Consider the following 24820-nt stretch of genomic DNA (forward strand, 5'->3'; position numbering starts at 1 on the left):
ACCGCTCAAGCACCGTACTTACCGACCAACTGGTCAGACCGGGACCTGCCAACCGCTGAATATTTACTTGTTGTTTGAAAAAAACCAAGCGTAGACTGGCCGCGCACTGGACTTACCGGTAAGACCACAACAATTAAGCCCTGGAACCACCAGGGCACCGAATAGAGATCCCTCCCATGCTCAGATGGTGCTCGCGTTCGATTTTCCTGCAAGTCGTGATTGGCCTGATGCTCGGCATCGCCTGCGGCCTGGCCCTTCCCGAATTTTCCTCACAACTCAAACCCCTGGGCGACGGCTTTATCAAGCTGATCAAAATGCTGATCGGCCTGATCGTGTTCTGTGTCGTGGTCAGCGGTATTTCCGGCGCCGGCGATTTGAAGAAGGTCGGGCGTATCGGGCTCAAGTCGGTGATCTACTTTGAAGTGCTGACCACCGTCGCCCTGGTGCTTGGCCTGATCATGGCCTTCAGCACCGGCATCGGCAGCGGCGCCAATATTCATCTTGAGCAACTCTCTTCCGCCGGCTTGAATGAGCTGGCCGACAAGGGCCAACACATCAAGGGCACCAGCCAGTTCCTGATGGACCTGATTCCCAACTCGGTGATCGGTGCGTTTGCCGATAACAACGTGTTACAGGTGCTGCTGTTCTCGGTGCTGTTCGGCAGTGCGCTGAACCTGGTGGGCGAAGCGGCCAGCGGTATCTCGCGGCTGATCAATGAGCTTAGCCATGTGATCTTCCGCATCATGGGCATGATCGTGCGCCTGGCGCCGATTGGCGTATTCGGTGCCATCGCGTTCACCACCAGCACCTACGGCCTGGACTCGCTGCAACACCTGGGCAGCCTGGTTGGGCTGTTCTACCTGACGTGCTTTGCCTTTGTCGCGCTGATCCTCGGGCTGGTAATGCGCTTGTCCGGCCTGCGGATGCTGCCGCTGCTCAAGTACCTGCGCGAAGAGCTGCTGATCGTGATGGGCACCGCTTCGTCCGACGCTGTGCTGCCGCAGATCATGCGCAAGCTGGAACATTTGGGCATTGGCAGTTCCACCGTGGGTTTGGTAATTCCCACCGGGTACTCGTTCAACCTCGACGGTTTCTCGATCTACCTGACCCTGGCCATCGTGTTTATCGCCAACGCCACCGGTACACCGCTGTCGATGACCGACTTGCTGACCATCCTCCTGGTATCGTTGATCACCTCCAAAGGCGCCCACGGCATTCCGGGCTCGGCATTGGTGATTCTAGCGGCGACACTCACGGCGATCCCGGCAATTCCGGTGGTGGGCCTGGTGTTGGTGCTGGCGGTGGACTGGTTCATGGGGATCGGTCGTGCGCTGACCAACCTGATCGGCAACTGCGTGGCTACAGTGGCGATTGCTCGCTGGGAAAAAGATATCGATATCCAGCGTGCCAACAAGGTGCTCGACGGCCAGCAGGGCTATGCCTTTCAGGCCAAGAAGCCGGTGCTGCCGGCGCATCAGGAGTTCTAGGACAACACCCATCCAATGTGGGAGCTGGCTTGCCTGCGATAGCGGTGAGTCAGCGTCAAATGTAGTGCCTGACACTCAGTCATCGCAGGCAAGCCAGCTCCCACATTGGCCCTTTGCCAGACTGAATACTGTATGAGCAACATCAAGGAGCCTTCGACGTGATCAGCACCTCAACCGTCGTCAATTCAGTGGTAGAAAAACTGCGCGCCGCCTTGGCGCGAGGCCAGTGGCGCCGCGGTGAAATGCTGCCAGGCCAGCGTGAGCTGGCCGAGCAACTGGGTATCAGCCGCCCGAGCCTGCGTGAAGCGGTGATCGTGCTGGAGACCTTGGGCCTGGTGCGTTCCATGCCGGGCAAAGGTGTGGTGGTACTGGAAACCAGCGTCAGCGAGCCGCAGTCGAACGACGCGGTGGCCGACGCCAGCCTGGAAGACATCCTGCAACTGCGCTATACCCTCGAACCCTTCATCGTCGGCCTGGTCGCCCAATCCATCAGCAGCAAGGAAATCGGCCAACTGCGCCTGACGCTGATGGACATGCGCGAAGCCCTGGATGCCGGCGACGCCGAGGCGGGCATGAACGCCTACATCGACTTTCACGAAGAACTGTTTGCCCTGACCTCCAACCCGATCTTCCAGAACGTGGTGCAGCAAACCAGCACCGCGCTCAAACAAAGCGCCCAGGTATTGCGCAACTCCCCTGAACACCTGGCCGAACGCCTGCAAGAGAACGAAGCCGTGGTACGCGCCATCCGCAACAAGAACAGCGCCCTGGCCAGTGCCGAAATGCGTCGGCACATCCTGCAGGAAGGCTTGCGCATGGGCATTCGCTTGAATATCCCGGATGACCATCTGGGCAGCTGAATAATTGGAGACCGGCCATGAACGTCCACGCCCTGCAACGTGACCCTCTGCCCTGCCTGCGCCTGGTGTCGGGCAAGAAGCCTTCGGTTGACGACATCTACCCGCGCTTGTTCGACGCGATCCTTGAGCAACGCATTGCGCCCGCCAGCCGCTTCACCGAAGAAGGCCTGGGCGAACTCTTTGGCGTGAGCCGCAGCGTGATTCGCCGGGTGCTCGCCAAGCTGTCCCATCAGCAAGTGGTCATCCTGCGCCCCAACCAGCGCGCCCAGGTCGCCGCGCCGGATGCCCAGCACACACGGCAGATTCTTGAAGCACGGCGCCTGACCGAAATGACCGTGGTGCAACTGGCCTGCGCCCAGGCCACAGCGATGCAAATCCGCCAACTGCGCGAGCTGATTGCGCAGGAGCGCGACGCCATTGAGCGTGACCAGCGTGGGCCGGCGATCCGGTTTTCTGGGGAGTTTCATCTGCAACTGGCGCACATGGCAGGCAATGCGCCGTTGGCACAGTTTCTCAACAGCCTGGTGCCGTTGACGTCGTTGATCATTGCGCAATTTGAAACGAAGGCCTGCACGTATTGTGCGTGGCAGGAGCATATGGCGATTGTGGATGCCGTGGAACAGCGCGACGCCCACACGGCTGTCGTCCTGATGACCCAGCACCTGGATCACCTGGAAACCCGGCTACTCAAACACCACTGATTCCGAATGAAGTTCAAACTGTGGGAGCTGGCTTGCCTGCGATAGCGGTGTACCAGTGACTCGATTATTAACTGACCCACCGCTATCGCAGGCAAGCCAGCTCCCACATTGATCGCATTCCAGATCAAATAAAAAGCCCCCGCATCTCACGATGCGGGGGCTTTTGGTTTACCGAAGCATCAAGCCGGCTGCAACACCGACTGACCACTCAACGCCAGGTCCAGCAACTCACGATTGGCCACCGCGTACATGGCGTAGTCCGTGCCAACCGCAGCACGAATTTCCACCATCATGGCACGCCAGCGATCAGCCATGTCCTGATGCTGTTCAAGCCACAGGGCCACGCGGGCTTCCATGTCTTGTGGCGCGTCGGCCATTTGCAGTACCGAAATGGTAATCGCCCGTTGCTGCCAGTCCACGTCATCGCGGAAGGCTTCACGGGCCTGGGCCTGCCAGTTGTTGGCCACAGGAAGATCGCTGATCTGCTGCAGGTACCACGGCAGGTCCAGGGCGCTGCCGACGGCGAAGTAGGCTTTGGCCACTTCGGCGGCGTCATGCCCGGTCACGTCGGCGGCTTCGATGATCGGCAGCAAGGTGTACAGGTGGGTAGTGCCTGCAACCATGCGTGCCAACAATTCCGGTACGCCGGCCTGGGTGTAGGCCTGGTAACGGTTCTGCCAGCCTTCACGGGTCGGACCTTCCAGCAGTTCGTCGAGCTTGAGGCCCAACGCCGCCAGGTGCGGACCGAAGTGCGCTGTGTCACGACCGGCGTCCTGTTCGTTGCGACGGCTGCGCAGGAACCAGCGCGTAGCACGACGGCCCAGGCGCATCAGCTCGTCCATCAGCTCCAGTTGCACGTCGGCCGACACCTGGTGGTCCAGGGCTTCGATCTGACGGAACCAGTGCGGCAGGTGGAAGATATCGCGCACGATCACATAGGCACCGGCGACGTTCGCCGGGCTCATGCCGGTCGACTCTTTGAGTCGCTGCACGAAGGTGATGCCCATGTGGTTGACCAGGTCGTTGGCGATCTGGGTGCTGACGATCTCGCGCTTGAGGCGATGGCGACGCATGGCTTCGGAGAACTTGGCCACCAGGCTCGGTGGGAACGCGGTCTCCATGTCACGGGTCAGGTATTCGTCATCCGGCACCAGGGATTTGAGCAGCGCTTCCTTGAGGTCGATCTTGCTGTACGAAATCAGCACCGACAACTCCGGACGGGTCAAGCCCTTGCCGGTCGAAGCGCGCTCGGTGAGCTGCTCTTCGGTCGGCAGGTACTCGATGGCGCGGTCCAGCTTGCCACGGCCTTCCAGGTCACTCATCAGGCGTTTGTACTCGGCGGCGCGCTCGTAAGCCTTGCGTGCGGCCAGGGACAGGGCCTGGGTCTGCTTGTAGTTGTTGCCCAACACCAGGTGGCCGACTTCGTCGGTCATGCTCGCCAGCAACTGGTTGCGCTGCTTGTCGGTCATGTCACCGGCCTGCACCACTTCGTTGAGCAGGATCTTGATGTTCACTTCGTGGTCGGAGCAGTCCACGCCACCGGCGTTGTCGATGAAGTCGGTGTTGGAACCGCCGCCATTGAGGCCGAATTCCACACGGCCCAGTTGGGTCATGCCGAGGTTACCGCCCTCGCCCACCACCTTGCAGCGCAGCTCGTTGCCGTTGACACGCAGCGCGTCGTTGGCCTTGTCGCCCACGTCGGCATGGCTTTCGGTGCTGGCCTTGACGTAGGTACCGATACCGCCGTTCCACAACAGGTCCACCGGCGCCTTGAGCAAGGCGTTGAGCAGTTCGGTCGGGGTCAGCTTGTCGGCCTGGATGTCGAAACGCTCTTTCATCTGTGGCGAGATGGCGATGCTCTTGGCGCTTCGCGAGAAGATACCGCCGCCTTCAGACATGATGCTGGTGTCGTAGTCGGTCCAGGACGAACGCGGCAGCTCGAACATGCGCTGGCGCTCGACGAAGCTGGTGGCCGGGTTCGGGTTCGGGTCGATGAAGATGTGCAGGTGGTTGAAGGCCGCCACCAGTTGCAGCTTGTCGGACATCAGCAAACCGTTACCGAACACGTCACCGGCCATATCGCCGACGCCCACTACGGTGATGCTGTCTTCCTGCACGTTGATGCCGCGCTCACGGAAGTGACGCTGCACACCGACCCACGCGCCCTTGGCGGTGATGCCCATTTTCTTGTGGTCGTAACCGGCAGAACCGCCGGAAGCGAACGCGTCACCCAGCCAGAAACCGTAGTCGATAGCGATGCCGTTGGCGATGTCGGAGAAGGTTGCAGTGCCCTTGTCCGCCGCCACCACCAGGTAGGGGTCATCGTCGTCATGGCGCACGACGTTGGCCGGTGGCACCAGGGCGCCGTCCTTCAGGTTGTCGGTAATGTCCAACAGGCCGGAAATGAAGATGCGGTAGCAGGCGATGCCCTCGGCCGCGATCTCGTCCCGGCTGCCGCCCAATGGCAGGCGACGCGGCAGGAAGCCGCCCTTGGCGCCCACCGGCACGATCACCGAGTTTTTCACTTGCTGGGCTTTTACCAGGCCGAGCACTTCGGTACGGAAGTCTTCTTCACGGTCGGACCAGCGCAGGCCGCCGCGAGCGACGTTGCCGAAGCGCAGATGCACGCCTTCAACACGGGGCGAGTACACGAAGATTTCAAACTTCGGCACCGGCTTGGGCAGCTCGGGGATCGCGTGCGGGTTGAACTTGAAGCTGAAGTACGACTTGTTCTGGCCGTTGGCGTCAGTCTGGTAGAAGTTGGTACGCAGGGTCGCCTTGATCAGGTCCAGGTAGCGACGCAGGATACGGTCTTCGTTGAGCACCTGAACGTCGTCCAGGGCGGTGAGGATCGCTTGTTCCAGGCGTTGCTGCTTGTCTTCCAGGTCGTCGGCGGTGAGCTTGCGCGCCAGGTAGAAGCGGGTCTTGAACAACCGGGTCAACTCGCGGGCGATGTCGGTGTGGTTGTTCAGGGTGCTGGCGATATAGCCCAGGTCGAAGCCCAGGCGGATCTGCTTGAGGTAGCGAGCATAAGCACGCAGCAACGCGACGTCGCGCCATGGCAGGCCGGCGGTCAATACCAGGCGGTTGAACGCATCGTTCTCGGCATCGCCATGCACGATGTGCACGAATGCGTCCTGCAGGGTGTCGTTGAGCTGCTGGATATCCAGGTTCACGCCTTCGGCGGCGATGAATGCAAAGTCATGGATCCAGAACTCACGGCCATTGGCATGGCGCAGGCGATACGGAAACTCGCCCAGCACGCGCAGGCCGAGGTTTTCCAGGATCGGCAGCACGTCGGACAGCGCCAGCGGGGTGTCAGCGTGATAGAGTTTGCAATGCAGTTCGCGCTGACCGGAGACCTGGCCCAGCGGCTGATAGAAGCTCATCACCAGCGGGTTGGCTTCGGTGAGGCTGTTCAGATGCTGCATGTCGACCACGGCCGAATGCGCGGCGAAACGCTCGCGGTAGCCGGCCGGGAAGCCTTTGGGGAAGTCCGCCAGCACGTTGGTGCCGTGGGCTTCGCCGAAACTCTCCACCACCAGACTGGCGTAGTCGTCCTGCCAGCTGCGGCAGGCTTGCACCACTTCTTTTTCCAGTTGCAGCGGGTCGATGTCCAGGCGGTTCTTCGGGTCGACCCGCAGAATCAGTTGCACACGGGCCAGCACGGACTCGGAGAAGAAGGTCCAGAACTCGCAGTCCGAAGCCTTGAGGCGATCCATCAGCACTTGCTGGATCTTCTGACGCACTTCGGTGGAATAGATATCGCGCGGCACATAGGCCAGGCAGTAGCAGAAACGACCGTACGGATCTTTGCGCAGGAACACGCGGATCTTGTTGCGTTCCTGGATCTGCACGATCGACATCACGGTGCTGAACAGCTCGTCGACCGGGGTCTGGAACAGGTCGTCACGGGGCAGCACTTCAACCACTTGGGCCAGTTCCTTGCCCAGATGCGCCTTGGCCTGGAAGCCCGAGCGACGCTCGATTTCCGCTACCTTGCGGCGAATGTACGGGATCACTCGCACGCTTTCGCCGTACACCGAGGAGGTGTAGAGGCCCATGAAGCGGTGTTCCTTGATGACCTTGCCGTCGGCACTGATCTCGCGGATCGACACGTAGTCCGGATACGCCGGGCGGTGCACGCGGCTTGGGTGTGCAGCCTTGGCGAACGACAGCACCGTCGGTTCACGCAGGTAGGCCACGGCGTAGTCTTCGATGCGCAGGTCTTCGGCGGTGAGGCCGGCGCGCAACAGCTTGGTCAGACCGAGGAAGGAGCTGGCGTCATATTCGATATGACCGCCGTCCGCCTCGTCACGTACCACGAACTCTTCATAGCCCAGGAAGGTGAAGTGGTTGCCCACCAGCCATTCCAGGAAGTTCTTGATCTCGGCTTTTTCTTCACCGTCGATCGTGAATGCGCTGGCGTCGATACCGGCCAGCAGGTCCTGGACCTTGGCTTTCATCGGTTCGAAATCGGCCACGGCCACGCGCACTTCGCCCAGCACCTGCTCCAGCTCTTTGCTCAGCACGTTCAGCTCGGCGGCGTTGGCGCAGCGGTCGATCTCCAGGTACATCAGCGACTCTTGCAGGATGCCTTCGCCCTGGGTGCCCTTGGGCAGGATTTCCAGCAACTCACCCTTGCTGCCACGGCGCACGCTGAGCACGGTGGTTTGCAGGGTATGGATGCTGTAGCCACGGCGGTTCAGCTCGGTACGGACCGAGTCCACCAGAAATGGCAGGTCATGGTGCAGCACTTCGACCGCGGTGTGGGTCGATTGCCAGCCATGACGTTCGTAATCGGGGTTGTAGACCCGCACTTGCGGTTGGGTGTGATCGAAGCGCTCAAGCAGGCGCCAGGCAGACAGGGTGCAACCGGCCAGGTCGGAAAGGCGACGCTGGGTCAGTTCGTCCAGGGAAATGATGCCGAAGAATTGCTCAGCGAACAGCGCCACTTGTGGCAGTGCCTGTTCACTGATGTGCTGCGCCAGTGCCGCTTGCAGTTGATGCTGGAAGTCGGCCTTGCTGGCTGCGGTGAAGAACGCCATCTGTGGTACTCCGCTTGGGCTTGTTATTGATGGAAGCGTCGCGTGTTATCCCCTTGCGGGGAGACCGTCAGCTCTGTTCGTGGGTCACGATAAACGAATCAGGCCGACAGGTGGGTGAAGCTGGACAGGACAGTCAGGTCACATACAACTTCCACAAGATGCACACCTTGCCGGGTGACGGTACGACGGGCAGGTCAGGCGCCGGGCGCGGGGCACATCCGTTGCGCAGCTTAACGAGTGTAGGAAGACCGCTGCTTGCGACGCTGCGACATATTCGGTCATCGGTAAGCAGGCAATAGGTTGCAACTTGGGCAACCGCGTTTTTCCGGGCAAAAAACCTGCGTTTTTCAGCCCTCTGAGTACCGAAAATGACTGATACCGCACGCCAGGTCATGCCCTGGGTCTGACACACCCTGCAGCATAAAATTCGCCGCAATGGCACAATTGCCAGCGCAACGCCCTCCTCCACACAGGATTTCCCATGCTGCAGCTGAAAACCGACGCCCTGATGGCCACCCCGTGCGACGAAGAAGAAGACAACATGGCCATGCTTTGCTGCCACGGCAAAAACGGCGAAATGTTCATGTTGAGCCGCTACCCGGATGAAGAGGAAGTGGAACTGACCTGGGATTACGAGCCGTCGACGCTGGATGGGCTGAAGATCACCTTGAGTGCCACGACGTTGCTGATCGAACTTGCAGCCGGTGATGCCGATGCATTGGGTGGCAAGGATCATCTGGAGATCACCCACGCCACGGCCGCATCCGACCTGGCTGAAGTGGAGGAAACCTTGCAGAAAATCCTCGCAGGCACTGGCACTTTCATCCGGACTTGAGCTGCACCCTGGTTCAAATGTGGGAAGGGGCTTGCCCCCGATAGCGGCGGGCCAGTTAATACATCGGTGCCTGACACACGGGCATCGGCGGCAAGCCCCCTCCCACATTGACCGTGTTCCCACACCAAAAGCCTACAAGTTTTTCTGAAAATACCCGTGACGTCGTTAGTCGTCACCCCCTTCGATGCATTAAAGTAAGCCTCCCAAGCCTGGCGCTCGCGCTCCACCATCAGGCTCATCTTTCCAGGAACCGTCATCGATGGAACATCGTGAAGCGCTGCTTGCGCTGCGAACCTTTCTTTCTACGCAGATTCTCGGCCAGGAAAAACTCATCGATCGCCTGCTGATCGCCCTGCTCGCCGACGGCCATATGCTGGTCGAAGGCGCACCGGGGCTGGCCAAGACCAAGGCGATCAAGGAGCTGGCCGAAGGCATCGAAGCGCAGTTCCATCGTATCCAGTTCACCCCCGACCTGCTGCCCGCCGACATCACCGGCACCGAGATCTATCGCCCGGAAACCGGCAGTTTCGTGTTCCAGCAGGGGCCGATATTCCACAACCTGGTGCTCGCCGACGAAATCAACCGCGCCCCGGCCAAGGTCCAGTCGGCCTTGCTTGAAGCGATGGCCGAGCGCCAGGTCAGCGTGGGCCGTAGCACTTACGAGCTATCGCCGCTGTTTTTGGTGATGGCCACGCAGAACCCCATCGAGCAGGAAGGCACCTACCCTCTGCCCGAAGCCCAGCTCGACCGCTTCCTCATGCACGTGAAGATCGGTTTCCCGGACGCCGCCGTCGAACGGCGCATCCTTCAGCAGGCCCGCGGCGAAGCGCTCAATGGCGAAACCAAGCCCGAGCGGCGCGTCAGCCAACAGGCGATCTTTGCCGCCCGCAAGGAAATCCTTGGCCTGTACATGGCCGATGCGGTAGAGGAATACCTGGTGCAACTGGTCATGGCCACGCGTACGCCTTCCAAGTTCGACCCGGAAATGGCCGAGTGGATCGCCTATGGCGCCAGCCCCCGAGGCTCCATCGCCCTGGACCGTTGCGCCCGCGCCCACGCCTGGCTGGCCGGTCGCGACTTCGTGAGCCCCGAGGATATCCAGGCGGTGCTGTTCGACGTGCTGCGTCACCGCATCATCCTGTCGTTCGAAGCCGAAGCTGCCGGGATCGACCAGGACCGCGTGGTGCAACGCATTCTTGACGTTGTTGCCGTCGCTTGAAGCCGATGAACGCCAGCGATGGTATACGCGTAACCCTCAGTGAACTGATTGAGATGCGTCACCACGTGCGCGAAGTGCAGCTGTTCTCCACGCCCGGCCAGCGCAGCCCGTTGATCGGCCTGCACCACTCCAAGCTGCGCGGGCGCGGTGTGGACTTCGATCAGGTGCGGGTGTACCAGGCGGGCGACGACGTGCGCACCATCGACTGGCGCGTGACAGCGCGCACCCAGGAACCGCACACCAAGTTGTTCCACGAAGAACGCGAACGGCCGATCTTTATCATGGTGGAGCAAAGCTGCCGTCTGTTCTTCGGCTCGGGGCAGATGTTCAAGTCGGTGCTCGCCGCACAAGCGGCCAGCCTGATCGGCTGGGCGGCCCTGGGGCATAACGATCGGGTCGGCGGACTGGTGTTCGGCGACAGCGAGCACTACGAAATCAAGCCTCGACGCAGCAAACAAAGCCTGTTGCAGCTGCTTAACCGCCTGGTGCGGGTCAACCAGAGCCTGAACACCGAAAGCCGCCCCGAAGCTGACGCCCTGGGCATGGCCTTGCGCCGTGGCCGTGAAGTGTTGCGACCGGGCAGCCTGGGGATTGTGATCTGCGATGAACGGGCGCTGACTGACAGCGCCGAGCAACAGCTGAGCCTGCTGTCGCGACATTGCGACCTGCTGCTGCTGCCCATTTCCGACCCGCTTGATCACGCCCTGCCCGCCGCCGGGTTACTGCGCTTTGCAGAACGCGGCGCACAGCTGGAACTGGACACCCTGAACATTGATTTGCGCCAGGCCTACAAAGCCCAGGCCGAAGCGCGTATCGCCCGCTGGGAACGGCTCGCGCAAAAGCTGCGGGTATTGTTGATGCCGTTGAGCACACAGAGTGAAATGGTCGAGCAACTGCGCGAGTACCTCAACCCGCAACGCCCGGTTAAAAAACAATGAGCAGCCTGGACCAACTGCAACCGCTGATCGCCCCGCCGGCCATCGGCTTCTGGCCGCCTGCGCCCGGCTGGTGGCTGTTGCTGCTGGTGATCCCGCTGCTCGGCTGGGGCCTGTGGTGGTTGCGCCGCTTCCTGCCAACCCGCCGCCCCGTGGCCCGCGCCGAACAACCGCTGGACCCGCTGCGCATCGCCGCCCTCGCCGAACTGGCCTTGATGCCCAAGCCCTACGACGGCGCGCCCGCAGGTGCCTGGCTGCAACAACTCAACGGCCTGCTCAAGCGCCTGTGCCGTAACGACTACCCGTATAGCCAGAGCCATACCCTCAACGGCCGCAAATGGCTGGCCTTCCTCGACAACCGCTGCCCCGCCGCCGGCCTGACGCGCTGGATGGTACTGGTGGAAGGCGCCTACAAGCCCGAATGCAAACTCGACGACAAAGCTATCGCCGGCCTGACTCAAGCTGTCGACACCTGGATCCGCAAACATGTTTGAGTTCGCCTGGCCGTGGATCTTTACCCTGTTGCCATTGCCCTGGTTGATGCGCCTGATCCTGCCCGTGGCCGACAGCGGCGAACCGGCATTGAAAGTCAGCTACCTGAGCGACCTCGAAGGCTTGGCCCGCCGTCGCGCCCGCGCCAACCTGCCAGGCTGGCGCCAGCAGGCCCCCTTCGTGGTGCTGTGGCTGCTGCTGTTGACTGCCGCCGCACGCCCGCAATGGCTGGGCGAGCCTTTGCCAATTGCCGCCAGTGGCCGGGACTTGCTGGTGGCGGTCGACGTGTCAGGCTCCATGGATTTCCCCGACATGCACTGGCAGGGTGAGGACGTGAGTCGCCTGGCCCTGGTCAAACACCTGCTCGGGGACTTTCTTGAAGAACGCGAAGGTGACCGCGTGGGCTTGATCCTGTTTGGTACTCAAGCCTACCTGCAGGCACCGCTGACCTTTGATCGGCGCACCGTACGTACCTGGCTGGACGAAGCGCGTATCGGCATTGCCGGCAAGAACACCGCCATCGGTGATGCCATTGGCCTGGCCTTGAAACGCCTGCGCCAACGCCCGGCGCAAAGCCGTGTGCTGATCCTGATCACCGACGGCGCCAATAACGCCGGGCAGATCGACCCGTTGACGGCAGCGCGACTGGCGGCCGAAGAAGGCGTGAAGATTTACCCGATCGGCATTGGCGCCGACCCGGAGCAAACCGGTTCCCTGGGCATTCTCGGCGTAAATCCGAGCCTGGACCTCGACGAGCCGGCGCTCAAGGCGATGGCCGAGGCCACCGGCGGTCAATATTTCCGCGCCCATGACGGCGAGGAACTGCAGCAAATCAAGGAGACCCTCGACACCCTGGAGCCCGTCGAACAACAACCCACCCAAGCGCGACCGGCCCAGGCGTTGTACAGCGGCCCGCTGGCGCTGGCGCTGATCTTGAGCCTGTTGCTGGTGATCCAGGAACGCTGGCCCAACAACGCCTTGCAACGCGGGTTCAACAAGCTGTCGAGCAAAGGGATCTTCCTGCAACAACACCCTGAATGGCGCCAGCGCCTCAAGCGCTTGCGTTTGCGGAGACGTCGATGATCGCCCTGTGGCCGCACTGGTTCCGGCCCTGGTGGCTGTTGCTGCTGCCGCTGCTCGGCTGGTTGCTGTGGCAGTTGTGGCACCGACAAAAGCGCGCCGGCCGCTGGCAGATGATCCTGCCACCGGCCTTCCATGCCGTACTGCTCAGTGGCGGCAACGGCCGCGAGAGCAAATCGCCGTGGGTGCTGCTGGGCATCGCCTGGCTGTTGGCCGTGCTGGCGTTGCTGGGGCCCAGTTGGCAACGGGTTGAACAGCCCAGTCAGAAACCCGCTGACCCGCTGGTGGTACTGCTGGAACTGACCCCGGAAATGCTTGCCACCGACAGCCCGCCCAACCGCCTGGAGCAGGCGCGGCGCAAGCTGTATGACCTGCTGCAAGCACGCACCGATGCGCAAACCGCCATCGTCGTGTATGCGGGCAGCGCCCATACGCTGGTGCCGCTGTCGGACGACCTGGCCACCAGCCGCAATCTGCTGGAGGCCCTGCGCCCCTCGATCATGCCCGAGCCCGGCCATCGCGCCGATCTGGCCGTGGAAAAAGCCCTCGGCCTGCTCAAGCAAGGCGGGCTCGGCCAGGGGCGCCTGCTGCTGATCGGCTCCTCGCTGTCGAAACAGGAGCGCCAGGGCATCCGCCTGCAACTGCAAAGCGCCCAGGCACCGCCCTTGTCGATCCTCGGCATCGGCAGCCGTGAAGGCACACCGGTGACCCAGGAAAGCGGCGAGTTCCTCAAGGACGACCAGGGCGCGATCCTGGTGCCACGCCTCGACAGCCCGACGCTCAAGGCCTTCGCCAGTGAAATGGGTGGCCGCTACCGTGCAGCGCGCCTGGATGACAAGGACCTGCGCCAACTGGGTATGCTCGACAGCGTACAAGCCCTGCGCAACGACGGCCAAGTGCTGCACCTGGACACCTGGGCCGATCAGGGTTACTGGCTGCTGCTGCCGCTGTTACTGCTGGCCGCCTGCGCCGGGCGTCGCGGCTGGCTGTTCTGCCTGCCGTTGCTGTTGCTGGGCGCGCCACAACCCAGTTACGCCTTTGGCCTTCAGGACCTGTGGCTGCGCCCCGACCAGCAAGGTCAATACCTGCTCAAGCACAAGCGCCCAGCCGAAGCCGCCGAACACTTTCAAGACCCGCAATGGCAAGGTGTAGCCCTGTACGAAGCCGGCAATTACGCCGAGGCGATCAAACGTTTTGCCCAGGGCAACGACGCCTATTCCCACTACAATCGAGGCAATGCCCTGGCCAAAGCCGGTGAACTTGAAGCCGCTATCGACGCCTACGAGCAAGCCCTGGAAGCCCAGCCCGATCTGCAACCGGCGCTGAAAAACAAGGCCCTGGTTGAAACCCTGATGCAAGAGCAAGCCGAGCCCGAGCCGACCCAGCCTGCAAAAAACGAAGATGACGAAAGCCCCCAACCCGGCCAAACTGCGCAACCGGGGGCCAGCGGGCAAACGGGCCAGAGCGGCGAACAATCGCCCCAGGGCCAGGGCGAAGCCAGCAGCGGTGAAACTCAGGCCGGCGCCACCCCACAGCCAGGCCACAATGAAGTGCCGGGCAGCGAACTGGGCGACGAGCACACCACCACGCCGCCCCTGCGCCCTGTCGACACCCGCCTTGAAGGTGAGCGCCGCCAGGCGCTGGAGCAATGGCTGCAAGAGATCCCGGACAATCCCGGTGAGCTGCTGCGGCGCAAATTCTGGTACGAACAGCAACAACATCAGGACACGACTCGATGAGCCGCCGCACCACCCTTTTGCTTCTGCTCGCGTTGTCGGCAGGCCACGCCCAGGCGGCGAACCTGGTTGCCAGCGTTGACCGTAACCGCCTCAACTCCGGGGAAACGGTGGAGCTGACGGTGGAGTCCAGCGATGTAACCCAATTCGGCAAGCCGGACCTGTCGCCCCTGGACGCACAGTTTGAAGTCAGCGGCACCCGCCAGATCAACCAGCTCACCACCCTGGGCGGCGATAACCACGCCACCACCCGCTGGATCATCACCCTGCTGCCCAAGGAAAACGGCAACGTGATCATCCCGCCGTTGCAAGTGGGCGCACTCAAGACCCAGCCGATCACCCTGCAAGTGGTCGAAACCGTCAGCCAGAACACCAGCACCGAACTTGCCCCGGTGTTCATCGAGGCCAACCTCGACCAGACCGCCGTATACGTCCAGGCCCAAGCGCTGTTGACCGTACGCGTGTACCACTCGGTATCACTGTATGACGACAGCAGCCTCACGCCCTTGCAGATTCCCGATGCACGTGTCGAACAACTGGGCGAGTCGCGTACCTATGAGAAGGTCATCAACAGCATCCGCCATGGCGTGATCGAGACCCGCTACGCTGTCTACCCGCAGCACAGCGGCACGGTGGTGATTCCGGCGCAGACCTTCAGCGCTACCCTGGTGGAGTCGCGTCCACCCCAGGAAAACACACTGCAGGGCACCAAGCCGGGCAAGATGATCCACGTCAGCTCTGCGGCCCTGCCGTTGACGATCAAACCCAAGCCGGACCTCTACCCCGCCGACGCTCCCTGGCTGCCGGCGCGCAGCCTGACCCTGAGCGAAGGCTGGAACCCTACGCCGGACCACGTGCAGGTCGGCGACTCTCTGACTCGCAGCCTCACCGTGCAGGCCGAGGGCTTATCCAGCGCACAGTTGCCGGCGCTGCCCAGCGCCGACGTCAACGGCCTGCGCCGCTACCCGGACCAACCGGTACTGGGCAACCAGACCAGCGACCGCGGCCTGATCGGCAGCCGTGAAGACCGCGAAGCCCTGGTGCCAACCCGCGCCGGCGAGCTGGAACTGCCGCCGGTGGAAGTGGTGTGGTGGAACACCCACGAAGATCACCTGGAACGCACCAGCCTGCCGGCGCGCACTGTGCAAGTGGCGGTCAATCCCAGCCTGGTGGTGGACGCACCCGCCACGCCGACCATCATCACCGCACCCGACGATGAGCGCCTGTGGCTGTGGCAACTGAGCACACTGATCCTGGCATGCACCACGTTGCTGGGCTTCGGCCTGTGGTGGCGCGCCCGTCGGCAGCCGGCCGTACTGCGCGCCGCGCAAACCGGCCCGAGCCCGCGCACCCTGCTCGACGACCTCAAGCGCGCCACCCAGGCCAACGATCCGCAAGCCACCCGCCAGGCCCTCGATGCCTGGGCGCGTCAACAGCCGGAAACCCTGGCCGACATGGCGGCGCGGTTTGTGCCATTGTCAGATGCCCTGGATGGCTTGAACGGCGCGCTGTACAGCGAAAGCGGCCAGTACTGGCTGGGTGAAGACCTGTGGCGTGCGATCAAGGCCATCCCCGTGGCCGAACGCGAGCAGGACCCGGCGACCGACACCACCAGCTTGCCGCCGTTGTATCCCAAGTAATACCGCAAACTCATGTGGGAGGGGGCTTGCTCCCGATGGCAGAGTTTCAGTTGATACATCTTTAACTGACCCACCGCTATCGGGAGCAAGCCCCCTCCCACAGTTGCGCGGTGTCGCCTGTTCGACATCCATCTGGATGTTAGTGATTACGGCGCGGCACCTTCCATTCACGATGGGGGAATTTGTACAGATAGTTCAGGTTATCCATATCGAACCGGCCATCTTCCTTGCCGGGGCCACCAAAGAAGCTGATGCCGATATCCAGCTTGCGCAGCAGTTCGGGGCGTGACAACAACTCCAGTGCCGTGTGGTGTGCCTCTGGAGAAAATGACCTGTCGCTGGCTATCAGACCGGCCGCTTCTTTCAATTCATTGAAGTTTACGTAGCTGTCTGTCGCCCCGGCGGCGAACTCGCGAAAGTGGTCGCGGACCAGCCCTATCAGTTGCCGGTCGGTCACTCCACCAAAAGGACGCGCGTGAGGGGCGCCGGCTTGGGCCTCAGCGCTTCGCGCTTGCCGATGGCTGGACGAGGGTGAGGTTTTTTCAGGGTTCACCTGCTGAGGCATCACGTGAAAAGGACTAATAGGGGATGCATTTATTGAAACTGTCATGGTGAGTCTCTGATTCCGAAGGTTAATTAAGGCGTCCACGTGAGTGTGTGGTCCTCCCCTGCCCAACCGTTCCCCACGGCTGGCGCCCAACGCGACATGGCCCGCGCAATGGCCTGCCTGCCCCCCCCAACCCCGTCAACACCCATAACCCCTGTGGGAGGGGGCTTGCTCCCGATAACGGTGGATCAGCCAATTAATCCATATCTGATTCACCGTCATCGGGGCAAGTCCTCTGCTATATCGGGTCTGGGCCACTTGCAGGCACTGTGTGCGTGTTTACAGGTAAACTCCCCTCCTTTTCATCTTCTCCACGGAGTTCGCCTTGCGTCTGTTTCACACCTCCGACTGGCACCTGGGCCAAAACCTCCACGGCCAGGAACGCGACTTCGAACATGCCTGTTTCCTTGAGTGGCTGCTGGGCCAACTGAAGGCCCAGCGCCCGGATGCGCTGTTGATCGCTGGCGATATCTTCGACACGGTCAACCCGCCGCTCAAGGCCCAGGAACGCCTGTATGACTTCATCATCAGCGCCCACGAGCAAAACCCGACGCTGACGATTGTGATGATCGCCGGCAACCATGACTCCGGCTCGCGTATCGAGCTGCCCGCGCCATTGATGCGCCGCCTGCGCACTCATGCCCTGGGCCGGGTGTTGTGGCTCGACGATGGCCAGTTGGACGCAGAACGCCTGCTGATCCCCTTGCCGGATGCCAAAGGCAAGATTGCCGCCTGGTGCCTGGCGCTGCCATTCCTGCGCCCGGCGGAAGTTACCGGTGCGCATCTGGGAGACGACTACTTGCGGGGTATCGGCCAGGTGCATGAATGGCTGATCGCCGCCGCCAATGCCAAACGCAAAAAAGGCCAGGCACTGATAGCCATCAGTCATGCGCACATGGCCGGGGGGTCGGTATCGGAAGACTCCGAGCGCAGCCTGATCATCGGCAATGCCGAGGCACTGCCGGCCAGCCTGTTCGACAAAACCGTCGGCTATGTTGCCCTCGGCCACTTGCACAAGCCGCAACAGGTCAATGGCGAAGAGCGCATTCGCTACAGCGGCTCGCCGATTCCGCTGTCGTTTTCCGAGATTGGCTACAAGCATCAGGTGCTCGACGTGACGTTCCAGGGTGAACGGTTGGTGGGCGTCGAACCGCTGCTGATCCCCCGTTCAGTCAACCTGCAACGTCTGGAAGCCGCACCGCTGGCGGACATCCTCAAGCAGCTGCGCGACCTGCCGGACATCGACCTGCTGGCCGAAACCCAACGTCACCCTTGGCTGGAAGTGCGGGTACGCCTCGACGAACCACAGCCAGACCTGCGCCAGCAGATCGAAACCGCCCTGCAAGGCAAGGCCGTACGCCTGGTGCGCATCGCCGCCGAATACGCCGGCCAGCGCGGCAACAGCGAAAGCGACGATGAGCGCTTGATCGAACTCGACCAGCTCACGCCCCAGGAATTGTTCAGCCGTGCCTGGCAGGACAGCTATGGCAGCGAAGTGGATGAACAAACCCTGAAGGATTTCGCCGTGCTGCTCCAGGAAGTGCAACAGGAGGACGAACAGCCATGAAGATCCTCGCTATCCGCCTGAAAAACCTCGCCTCCCTGGCCGGCCCGTTCGAGATCGACTTCACCGCCGAGCCCCTGGCCAGTGCGGGCCTGTTCGCTATCACCGGGCCGACCGGCGCGGGTAAAAGCACGCTGCTTGACGCATTGTGCCTGGCGTTGTTCGGCGCGGTGCCGCGCCTGGGCGATACCGGCCAGGCCAAGATGCCGGACGCCGACACCGATATCTCCATCGGCGATCCGCGCACGCTGATTCGGCGCGGCACCGGCGGCGGTTATGCCGAAGTGGATTTCGTCGGCGTCAGTGGCCGTCGCTACCGTGCGCGCTGGGAAGCCAACCGCGCCCGCGACAAGGCCGGCGGCAAGTTGCAGAACAGCCGGCAAAGCTTGATCGACCTGGACAGCGAGCAACTGCTGGCCAGCCAGAAAACCGAATACAAGACTCAGCTTGAGCTGGCCCTGGGCCTGAACTTCGAGCAGTTCACCCGTGCGGTGTTGCTGGCGCAAAGCGAGTTCAGCGCCTTCCTCAAGGCCAATGACAATGAGCGCAGCGAACTGCTGGAAAAGCTCACCGACACCGCGCTGTACACCCAACTGGGGCGACGTGCATTCGACAAGGCCAAGGAGGCCAGGGACGCCCACAAACAGTTGCAAGACCAGGCCACCGGCGTAGTGCCCTTGGCACCTGAAGCCCGCGCCGAACTCGATCAACAGTTGGCCGAGGCCCAGCAACAACTCAAGACCCAGCAGGCCCAGCTCAAGCAGTTGGAGTTGCAGCACACCTGGCTTAAAGAGTTGCGTGAGTGGCAAGAGCGCCAGCTCAGCGCCGTCGAACAACTGCAGCAGGCCCAGCAGCAGTGGGACAGCCAAGGCCCGCAACGCCAGGACCTCAATCGCCTGGAGCAATTGGCACCGCAACGTCATCACTTCCTGCGCCAGGCTGAACTCGGCACCCTGCTGACGCCACTCGCGGCACAGATTCAGCAACAGCTGGAGCAGCAAGTCGCCCTGCATACCCGCCAGGACCAGGCGCAACAACAGCAAGTGGCCGCCCAAGCGGCGCTGGCCGGCGCCCTGAAAAACCAGGCCGAGGCGGCTCCCCTGCTGCGCCAGGCCGTTGAAGAACAGAACACCCTCGCCCACTTGACCCGGGAACTGGCCAAGCGCAGCGAAGAAAAACAACAACAGCAAAGCGCCTGCAACGAAGGCCACGCCCTGCTCAAGGGTTTGCAAGACACGCAAACCCAAGTCGCCGAGCGCCTGCACCGCCTGGCTGCCGAGCTTGAGCACAGCACCGCCCTTGCCCCGCTGAGCGAAGCCTGGAACGCCTACCGCGACCGTCTGCAACAGCTGATGGTGATCGGCAATCGCCTCAACAAGGGCGAGGCCGAACTGCCGCAACTCGAACAGCGTGCCAGCGCCGCCGCCGATCAGTTCACCCAACAGCGCGAAGCCCTCGACCTGCTCTATCAGGAAGCCGGTGCCGAACCCCACGCGGTGGCCGAGCAAATTCAGTTGCTGGCCAGCCTGCTGCAGGATAATCGCAAGCAACAGCGTGCTTTCGAAGACCTGGCCCGCTTGTGGGACAGCCAGCAGCAACTGGATCAACAGACAGGCGCGCTGACACAACAACTCGCCGATGCCGCGCAACGCCGCGAGCGACTGAACCAGAGCGGTTTGCAAACCAAGGCCGAACTCAGCGTGGCTGAGCAAACCCTGACGGTGACCAAGCAACTGCTGGAACGTCAGCGCCTGGCCCGCAGCGCCAGCGTCGAAGAGTTGCGCGCGCAATTGCAGGATGACCAGCCCTGCCCGGTGTGCGGCAGCCACGAGCATCCGTATCACCAGCCCGAAGCCCTGTTGCAGAGCCTGGGTCGCCATGACGAGAACGAAGAAGCCACGGCGCAAAAGGCGGTCGACGACCTCAAGGAAAAACTCAATGAACTGCGCGGTGAAGTCGGTGGACTGATCGCCGAACAGAAGGAGTTCCTGCGCCAACAGGAACAGCTGGCGATACAACAGCAAGGCCTGGCACAGAGCCTGGAGGCCCATCCGCTGTACGCCTCGTTGTTCAATCAGGACGCGGCCAAACGCAGCGGCTGGCTGGCTCAGCAACTGGCCCAACTGACCCAGAGCCTCACTCAGGACGAACAACGCCAGGACGCCCTGCTCAACCTGCAACAAAACGCCGGGCGCCTTCAGCAGCAGTTGCAAGCCGCTCAGGAGGCCAGCCAGCAAACCCGGCAGTTGCTGGTGGACCAGCAACGGGAATTGGCCAAGGACCGCGAACGCCTCGACGCAGAACTCGCCACCTTCGCCACCCTGTTGCCCACCCAAACCCTGGAGGGTTTGCGCAGTGCGCCTGCGGCGACCTTCATGCAGCTCGACCAGCAGGTCAGTCAACGCCTTGAGCAGTTGGGCCATCAGCGCGATGAACTGGCCGAGCAGCAGGAGCGCCAGCAGGCCATCGAGAAACAGCAGACCCACCAGCAACATCGCCAGCAGCAGCTCGACGCGCTCACGCTGCAAGTCACCGAAGTGGCCTCACAGCAACAAGCTGTTCAAGAAAAACTCAGCGCCTTGCTGGGCGACCACGCCAGCGCCGAACACTGGCAGCAGCAACTGGAGCAGGCCGTCGCGCAGTCACGCCAAAGCGAGACCGACGCCAACCACGAGCTGCACACCGTGCACACGGCCCTGGTCCAACTGGCTGCTGACCTTAAGGCCCAGCAGGACCGCCAACACGCGCTGCAAGCGGAACAACAAGCGCTTGAAACACGCATCAATGAATGGCGCACGCTGCACCCCGATCTGGATAACCAGGGCCTGTCACGTTTATTAGCCTTCGATGAGGCTCAGATCGCGCAGCTACGCCAGGACCTGAACAGCAGCGAAAAAACTGTCGAGCAAGCCAAGGTGCTGCTGCAAGAGCGCGAACAGCGCTTGGCCGAACACCAGGCCTTGCACAACGGCAATCTCAACGCCGATCAACTGGACCACACCCTGGCGGCGCTCAATCAGCGGCTGGCCGAAGGCGAGAAGCATTGCGCCGAACTGCGCGCCCGCCAAGCCGAAGATCAACGCCGCCAGGACGCCAACCAGGCCCTGGCCGAACAGATCACCAAGGCCTATGAAGAATGGCAGCGCTGGGCGCGCCTGAATGCGTTGATCGGTTCGGCCACCGGCGACACCTTCCGCAAGATCGCCCAGGCCTACAACCTCGATTTGCTGGTGCACCATGCCAACGTGCAGTTGCGCCAACTGGTGCGCCGCTACCGGCTTAAACGCGGCGGCAGTATGCTCGGGCTGTTGGTGATGGACACGGAGATGGGTGACGAATTGCGCTCGGTACACTCACTGTCCGGTGGCGAAACCTTCCTGGTGTCATTGGCGCTGGCCTTGGGCCTGGCGTCCATGGCCTCAAGCACCTTGAAGATCGAGTCGCTGTTTATCGATGAAGGTTTCGGCAGCCTCGACCCCGAGTCCCTGCAATTGGCCATGGACGCTTTGGATGGTTTGCAGGCTCAGGGCCGCAAGGTGGCGGTGATCTCTCACGTTCAGGAAATGCACGAGCGTATCCCGGTGCAAATCCAGGTCAAGCGCCAGGGCAATGGCCTGAGCACCCTGGAGGTCAAGTGAGCCAGGCGCTGCTGTATTCGTTCCGGCGCTGCCCTTATGCAATGCGGGCGCGATTGGCGCTGCGCTATTCAGGCGTGCCGGTGGACATTATCGAAGTGAGCCTGAAAGCCAAACCGACCGAGATGCTGGCGCTGTCGCCCAAGGGCACGGTGCCGGTGTTGAGCGTCGAAGGCCGAGTGATCGAAGAAAGCCTGGAGATCATGCAGTGGGCGCTGGCACAGCACGATCCCGAGGATTGGTTGTTGCAGGGTGAGCATGCGGTATTGGCGCTGATCAGCGAGAACGATCAGGTGTTCAAACATCACTTGAATCGATACAAGTACGCCGAACGCTACCCGGAGCAACCGATGGAACATTATCGGGCCGAGGGCGAGGTGTTTTTGCGCAAGCTGGAGGGTTTGCTGACAGAGCGGGAGTATTTGCTTGCCGATCACCTGAGCCTGGCAGATGCGGCGCTGGTGCCCTTTGTAAGGCAGTTTGCCCATGTGGATCGCGAGTGGTTTGCGGGGACGCCGTACTACCGGTTGCAGGCGTGGCTTCAACGGTTTCTGGAATCACCGCTGTTTATTGCGGTGATGGCAAAAACCTGAGTTTTACTCGACTAAATGTGGGAGGAGCTTGCTCCCGATAGCGGTGGGTCAGTCACAGGTGTGCTTACTGATACTCCCTCATCGGGGCATAGGTATCTACACAACTTCTGGTATGGCGCTGTACCTGTGGGAGGGGGCTTGCTCCCGATGGCGGCCTCAGGGCCGACCAGGATGCCGGATCAAACCGAGTACATATCCGTTATTTAGGCAACGGCTACTATTGGTTCCGCTCTTACAGCGGCTCACTTTTGAAAAGCGCAAAAGTAAGCAAAACGCTCTTGCCCCACCACTCGGCACCTCGCCTAGGCTCGGAGTGCCCGTAATCCGCCAGTGATTTGGGGGGCGCTTAAGATCAAAAGCAGATCAAGATCAAGAGCGGCTCGCTTCGCATCGTGGTTACGCTCGGCGGTGGCTACAAAAGTTGTGTAGATACCCATGCTCATCGGGGGCAAGCCCCCTCCCACATCAGGCCTCTATTGTCTGAAGCTCAGTGCTGAGTCTTGTGATCCAGCGCTGCATAGAAATTGGCACTCTGTTGCAGGTATTTCTGGGTGTAGGCCGTGACACTGGATTTCTTGTCAGTGACTTCCACGCTGGCGCTGGCAGGCAATGCCACGGTGGCGGAAACAGCGGAAGCGGCGATGATGGAGAAGAGATTCAAGTTCATGGCGGTAACCCTTGTGTTCGTTTGGTTGAGTGGCCGGTGGAGGCCTTGGAACCAAACTTACGCCCGAGGGTTGGACCTTAGAAATGCTTTGAAACAGTAGCCGCTATCAACCGAATTAATACAACGGCTCAGGCCCCGCACTGCGGGGCCTGTGGCTTATTGACGCACCAGGAACTTGAGGTCGCTGGGGGCATCGATCGGCAATTGCTGCACGGTTTTACCCAACAAACCGGTCTTGGGGTCGCGTTCAACCACCACGATTTCATTGCTTTTCTGGTTGGCGATCAGCAGGAACTTGCCGCTCGGGTCGAGGCTGAACTCACGAGGGTGATCACCTTCGACAGAGCGACGCTGGATTTCCTTGAGGTGCGCGGTGGCCGGGTCGATGCTGAACACCAGCAACTGATTGGCCGTACCGCGGTTGCTCACGTAGAGGAACTTGCCGTCGCTTGACGCATGCAGCGCCGCGCCGGCTTTGTCGGACACCGGTTGGCCAGCGGCATAGTCCAGCAGCTGGGTTTGCGTCAGCTTGCCATCGCTGTAATCGAACACCGCGACCTGAGCGCTCATTTCGGTGGTCAGCCAGGCGTGTTTGCCGTCGGCGCTGAACAGCAAATGACGTGGGCCGCTGCCGGGTGGCAGTTGCACCGAGGCCGGGTTGGCCGGCGTCAGCGGCAATTCGTGATTGGCCTTGGGATCGTACTGGTAGACAAACACTTTGTCCGCGCCCAGATCCTGCACATATACGTACTTGCCATCCGGTGACGACACCACGGAATGCACGTGATTGGACGCCTGGCGCTCAGGATTTACCCGGCTGGCCGGATGCCCGCTCAACTGCACCGGGGCCGACAGCTTGCCCTCGGCGCCTACCGGCAGCACCGCCAGGCTGCCGCCCGGGTCTTCGAGTACCGAATAGTTGGCAACAAACAGGTGACGCCCATCGGCGGCGACGCTGGAATGGGTCGGCTCGTTGCCCAGGCTCTGCACCTGGTTGATCAGGGTGAGCTGATGATTTTGCGGGTCGATGCTGTAACTGCTGACACGACCCACCGGGTCTTTCTGGCCTGGACCGTTCTCGTTGACCACAAACAGGTACTTCTGGTCCTTGGAAACCGTCAACCACGACGGGTTGGCCGTCTTGGCAGCCAGCACCGGCTTGCCGCTGAACTGCCCGGTGCGGCTGTCGAATTGCAGGCGGTAGATACCTTCGCTGGTGCCGGCGGTATAGCTGCCCACCAGCAGCTCATAGGTGTCAGCCGGTGCAGCCTGCACCGACATGGCACCGACACTGCCCGCCATCAGCAAGGGCCAGAATTTACGCATCATCATCGGCTACATCCTCATCGTTATTGTTGCCGGTGAAGGCGCTCATGCAGATCAAGCGGTGCTCGCCCGATTCACCGGTAAGGGTCCAGCTTTGCAGGGTGCCGTCGAACGTGGCCGCCTGCACCTGGGCCAGGCTGAACGCCCAGCGTTTTTCTGCACGGCCGTCCATGGCGGTGATCAGCAACTTCTCGTTATCGAGTTCGAAGTCAAAGGCGTGCAAGCCATCGATTTCAAGCATGTCGCTGGTTTCAAGGGTGTCCGGCAGGGTGGCAGATTCGGCAGTCATCACATCAGTCGTTCAGAGGAAAGACCTCATGATAGGCCAAATTGTTGCATCGGCCTAAACGCTGCGTTCAACCATCGGGGGCGTTCACATGCCGCCATAATTACTC

18 protein-coding genes are annotated in these 24820 nt (G+C 61.7%); 13 read left to right on the forward strand and 5 right to left on the reverse strand.

Annotated elements, in window-relative coordinates:
* Positions 1 to 161 precede the first annotated feature (161 nt).
* From LJX92_RS14280 to LJX92_RS14290, 3 genes are all read left to right on the forward strand, one after another.
* A complete protein-coding gene (locus LJX92_RS14280; protein WP_177327440.1) occupies positions 162 to 1487 on the forward strand; it encodes a C4-dicarboxylate transporter DctA in 1326 nt (441 codons plus the stop codon).
* Positions 1488 to 1645: 158 nt separating this feature from the next.
* Positions 1646 to 2347, forward strand: a complete 702-nt coding sequence (locus tag LJX92_RS14285) for a FadR/GntR family transcriptional regulator (protein WP_005787865.1) — start codon at positions 1646 to 1648, stop codon at positions 2345 to 2347.
* A gap of 17 nt (positions 2348 to 2364) precedes the next feature.
* Positions 2365 to 3048, forward strand: a complete 684-nt coding sequence (locus tag LJX92_RS14290) for a GntR family transcriptional regulator (RefSeq protein WP_228308446.1) — start codon at positions 2365 to 2367, stop codon at positions 3046 to 3048.
* 179 nt (positions 3049 to 3227) lie between these two features.
* On the opposite strand, the gene LJX92_RS14295 is transcribed toward LJX92_RS14290, so the two are convergent.
* The gene (locus tag LJX92_RS14295; protein ID WP_032880832.1) at positions 3228 to 8096 is read right to left on the reverse strand and encodes an NAD-glutamate dehydrogenase; all 4869 of its coding nucleotides are present in this window, start codon (positions 8094 to 8096) and stop codon (positions 3228 to 3230) included.
* A 481-nt stretch (positions 8097 to 8577) separates the two neighbouring features.
* Between LJX92_RS14295 and LJX92_RS14300 the strand changes: the two genes are divergently transcribed.
* The 7 genes from LJX92_RS14300 (at position 8578) to LJX92_RS14330 (ending at position 16033) form a co-directional block, all read left to right on the forward strand.
* The gene (locus tag LJX92_RS14300; protein ID WP_078821216.1) at positions 8578 to 8931 is read left to right on the forward strand and encodes a hypothetical protein; all 354 of its coding nucleotides are present in this window, start codon (positions 8578 to 8580) and stop codon (positions 8929 to 8931) included.
* 259 nt (positions 8932 to 9190) lie between these two features.
* Positions 9191 to 10150, forward strand: a complete 960-nt coding sequence (locus LJX92_RS14305) for an AAA family ATPase (protein WP_005787860.1) — start codon at positions 9191 to 9193, stop codon at positions 10148 to 10150.
* A gap of 5 nt (positions 10151 to 10155) precedes the next feature.
* The gene (locus LJX92_RS14310; protein ID WP_005787858.1) at positions 10156 to 11088 is read left to right on the forward strand and encodes a DUF58 domain-containing protein; all 933 of its coding nucleotides are present in this window, start codon (positions 10156 to 10158) and stop codon (positions 11086 to 11088) included.
* Positions 11085 to 11579, forward strand: coding sequence for a DUF4381 domain-containing protein (locus LJX92_RS14315; protein ID WP_017136650.1), 495 nt, complete (start codon positions 11085 to 11087; stop codon positions 11577 to 11579). Before LJX92_RS14310 ends, LJX92_RS14315 begins: the two co-directional genes overlap by 4 nt.
* Positions 11572 to 12660, forward strand: coding sequence for a vWA domain-containing protein (locus LJX92_RS14320; protein WP_032880830.1), 1089 nt, complete (start codon positions 11572 to 11574; stop codon positions 12658 to 12660). The genes LJX92_RS14315 and LJX92_RS14320 overlap by 8 nt, the downstream gene beginning before the upstream one ends.
* Positions 12657 to 14396 carry a tetratricopeptide repeat protein gene (locus LJX92_RS14325; RefSeq protein WP_078821215.1) on the forward strand — a complete coding sequence of 580 codons (1740 nt, stop codon included), beginning with the start codon at positions 12657 to 12659 and terminating at the stop codon, positions 14394 to 14396. The genes LJX92_RS14320 and LJX92_RS14325 overlap by 4 nt, the downstream gene beginning before the upstream one ends.
* Complete coding sequence (locus LJX92_RS14330) at positions 14393 to 16033, forward strand: BatD family protein (RefSeq protein WP_228308447.1); 1641 nt, start codon at positions 14393 to 14395, stop codon at positions 16031 to 16033. The genes LJX92_RS14325 and LJX92_RS14330 overlap by 4 nt, the downstream gene beginning before the upstream one ends.
* 139 nt (positions 16034 to 16172) lie before the next feature.
* Here the strand turns inward: LJX92_RS14330 and LJX92_RS14335 are convergent, their stop codons facing one another.
* Entirely contained in the window at positions 16173 to 16643 is a 471-nt protein-coding gene (locus LJX92_RS14335) for a hypothetical protein (protein WP_177327417.1), read from the reverse strand.
* Positions 16644 to 16965: 322 nt separating this feature from the next.
* Here LJX92_RS14335 and LJX92_RS14340 point away from each other — a divergent pair, with 322 nt between their 5' ends.
* Genes LJX92_RS14340 through LJX92_RS14350 form a run of 3 tightly spaced genes read left to right on the forward strand, consistent with a single transcriptional unit; the run spans position 16966 to position 22432 of the window.
* A complete protein-coding gene (locus tag LJX92_RS14340) occupies positions 16966 to 18207 on the forward strand; it encodes an exonuclease SbcCD subunit D C-terminal domain-containing protein (protein ID WP_228308448.1) in 1242 nt (413 codons plus the stop codon).
* Complete coding sequence (locus tag LJX92_RS14345) at positions 18204 to 21842, forward strand: AAA family ATPase (RefSeq protein ID WP_228308449.1); 3639 nt, start codon at positions 18204 to 18206, stop codon at positions 21840 to 21842. The genes LJX92_RS14340 and LJX92_RS14345 overlap by 4 nt, the downstream gene beginning before the upstream one ends.
* Positions 21839 to 22432: a glutathione S-transferase gene (locus tag LJX92_RS14350; protein ID WP_228308450.1), complete on the forward strand. Its 594-nt coding sequence runs from the start codon at positions 21839 to 21841 to the stop codon at positions 22430 to 22432. The genes LJX92_RS14345 and LJX92_RS14350 overlap by 4 nt, the downstream gene beginning before the upstream one ends.
* 487 nt (positions 22433 to 22919) lie before the next feature.
* Here the strand turns inward: LJX92_RS14350 and LJX92_RS14355 are convergent, their stop codons facing one another.
* The 3 genes from LJX92_RS14355 to LJX92_RS14365 form a co-directional block, all read right to left on the reverse strand.
* On the reverse strand, positions 22920 to 23099 hold the full coding sequence (locus LJX92_RS14355; RefSeq protein WP_005787847.1) for a hypothetical protein: 180 nt from the start codon (positions 23097 to 23099) through the stop codon (positions 22920 to 22922).
* A gap of 156 nt (positions 23100 to 23255) precedes the next feature.
* Entirely contained in the window at positions 23256 to 24431 is a 1176-nt protein-coding gene (locus tag LJX92_RS14360; protein ID WP_032803498.1) for a lactonase family protein, read from the reverse strand.
* Positions 24418 to 24714 carry a DUF5629 family protein gene (locus tag LJX92_RS14365; RefSeq protein WP_078821210.1) on the reverse strand — a complete coding sequence of 99 codons (297 nt, stop codon included), beginning with the start codon at positions 24712 to 24714 and terminating at the stop codon, positions 24418 to 24420. Before LJX92_RS14365 ends, LJX92_RS14360 begins: the two co-directional genes overlap by 14 nt.
* Positions 24715 to 24820 lie beyond the last annotated feature (106 nt).

Source organism: Pseudomonas sp. HN8-3 (assembly GCF_020790195.1).
Classification (GTDB): domain Bacteria; phylum Pseudomonadota; class Gammaproteobacteria; order Pseudomonadales; family Pseudomonadaceae; genus Aquipseudomonas; species Aquipseudomonas synxantha_A.